Origin of the sequence: Amycolatopsis sp. SID8362 (genome assembly GCF_010550475.1) — a bacterium.
GTDB lineage: Bacteria > Actinomycetota > Actinomycetes > Mycobacteriales > Pseudonocardiaceae > Amycolatopsis > Amycolatopsis eburnea.
In genome coordinates, this window is record NZ_JAAGNB010001249.1 from 1 (window position 1) to 571 (window position 571).

The window sequence follows — 571 nt, forward strand, 5'->3', positions numbered from 1 at the left end:
TCCGCGGCCGGGACCGCGCGCTCGCGGCCGCCGTAGCCGCCGCCCGCGCCGTCGCGGTCGTACGCCGAACCCGGCAGCTTGTCCGCGTACCGGTCGTGCAGCGCCGCGCGGTAGTCCGCCAGCGCGAGCTTCGTGCCCGCCGCCAGGCCCGTGACCGAGCCGTCGAGCACCGTCACGGCGTCGCCGTGGACCGCGTACCAGGCGTTGACCTGCGGCTCGTGCAGCAGGTAGCCCCCGGCGGCGGCCTGGGCGTAGCGCTGTTCGTAGTCGCCGGACGCGACGTTCACGACGGTCCAGGCCGGGCCCTGCCGCTCGGCCCAGACCGTCGCTTCCGCACCGTCGCCGGTCCGCGCCGGCACCGCGACGTAAGCGAGCTCCGCCGGGATGTCCGACTTCCCCGCGACGAACGCCGCCGTCGGCTCGTACACCGCGACCTGGGTGCGCGGGTCGGCCTTCGCGGCATTCACCGCGGCCGCCGCGCGGGCGCCGGGGAACTTCGTCGAGGCCAGCCGGTCCACCGTCGCCCGGCTCCCGGTCAGCTGGCCGATCGCGGCGGTGTCCGCGGCGGTCG

The 571-nt window shown here is 77.2% G+C and carries 1 protein-coding gene; it reads right to left on the bottom strand.

What is annotated here, in order from left to right:
- Positions 1-571: hypothetical protein (locus G3I65_RS38625; protein ID WP_160700471.1), on the bottom strand; the 571-nt coding region annotated here is incomplete at both ends.